A 1,659-nucleotide genomic window follows, 5' to 3' on the forward strand; every position below is an offset into this window, starting at 1 on the left:
CCGGAGGGACTCGCGCTCCCGGGCCGGCGCGAACAGGTCCGCCCGGGCCGCGCCGCACGCGGCCAGATTGTCCAGGAACCCGGGCTCCTCCTCGGCGCGCAGGAGCAGGGCGGCCAGGGCGGCCTCGTCGCCGACCGGGAAATAGCCGGGATAGGTCGGCCCCAACAGGCCGCGCGTGCCGGGGATGTCGGAGGCGATCACCGGCAGGCCGGACACGAGGGCTTCCGACACCACGTTGGCACCGCCCTCCTGGAGAGAACTGAGGACCATGACGCGCCCCCGGGTCAGCCACCGCCGCACCAGGGATCCCGGCCGGTCGCCGAGCCACAGGTAGCGCGGGTTGTCGGCCATCTCGGCGCGCGCCTGGGCCGCCCAGACCTCCGCGGAGGCCCCTCCGAGATGGACGACGCGCATGCGGGACCGGGCCGGAAGCCGCCGGACGGCGCGGGCGGCGCGGAACGGGTCCTTCTCGGCACGCAGGTGCCCGACGACGAGGACCTCGAACGCCGCCTCCGATACCGGCCAGCGCCGTCGCCGCGGCAGGGCGGACTGGAACACGACGTCGAGCTTGCCGCGGTGGCGCTCCGGAAGCGCGGCGGGGATCAGGTCGTGGAGGCCGATCAGGCGGTCCGCCAGGTCGAGCGAACGCAGCGTCGGCTCGGGGTCCGCCGCGAGATAGTGGTAGACGTCCGTGCCGGTCAGGGCGACCACCAGCGGCCGGTCGGGGTGGCGGGCCTTGAAGCGCGCGATGGACAAGGCGCTGCGCCAGGCGTGCAGGGCGAGCATCAGATCGGCGTCCGCATCCTCCCCGTAGGCCATCGTCACCTCGACTTGATGTCCGAGATCGCCGAGGATGCGCGCCCAGCGGGTCGCCGTTGTCCGATTTCCGGCGCGGGACATCCTCGCAGCCGGCGTGATGAGACTGATCTTCATGGTCTCGACAGGCTTCCAGGACGTTTGATGCGCGCACCGGTTTCCGCTGCCGACCTCGTGACCATGCTGCAGGATGCCCGGGCGCGAACGCTCGAACTGGTGGCAGGCCTCGATCGTGACCGCCTCATGGGGCCGAAGTCAGATATCGTGAACCCGCTCCTGTGGGAAATCGGGCATCTCGCCTGGTTCCACGAGCATTTCATCCTGAGAGCGCTCGACGGGCAGCCGCCCCTGATGGCCGAGGCGGACACGCTCTACGATTCCGCCCGGGTGCCGCACGCGACGCGCTGGTCGATCCCGCTGCCGGCGCTGCCGGAGACCCTGGGCTACATGGCCCGGGTCCACGAAGCCCTGATCCGGCGTCTGGCCGATCGCGAGCCGACGCGCGAGGAGGCCGACCTCTACCAGCTCGTCACCTTCCACGAGGACATGCACGACGAGGCCTTCACGTACACGCGCCAGACGCTGGGCTATCCCGCGCCGGCCTTCGCCGCGTCGGCCACCGCCCGGTCCACGGGAACCGGCCCCTGGCCCGGCGACGTCACCGTGGGCGGGGGAACCTGGCGGCTCGGATCCGAGCCCGGCGGCTTCGTGTTCGACAACGAGAAATGGGCGCATCCGGTGCCGGTCGCGCCGTTCCGCATGGCCCGCGCGCCGGTGACCAATGCCGAGTTCGCGGCCTTCGTCGCGGATGGCGGCTACCGCGCGGACGCCCACTGGGACGCG

At 72.1% G+C, this 1,659-nt stretch carries 2 protein-coding genes; one reads left to right on the forward strand and one right to left on the reverse strand.

Going from position 1 to position 1,659, the window contains the following annotated elements:
• Positions 1–933, reverse strand: a 933-nt coding sequence (senB, locus tag FV228_RS28985) for a selenoneine biosynthesis selenosugar synthase SenB (protein WP_147857623.1), incomplete at its 3' end; no start/stop codon positions are given.
• A 27-nt stretch (positions 934–960) separates the two neighbouring features.
• Here senB and FV228_RS28990 point away from each other — a divergent pair.
• A partial coding sequence (locus tag FV228_RS28990; RefSeq protein ID WP_187277958.1) for a DinB family protein occupies positions 961–1,659 on the forward strand: 699 nt, incomplete at its 3' end.

The organism is Methylobacterium sp. WL18 (assembly GCF_008040015.1).
Classification (GTDB): Bacteria; Pseudomonadota; Alphaproteobacteria; order Rhizobiales; family Beijerinckiaceae; genus Methylobacterium; species Methylobacterium mesophilicum.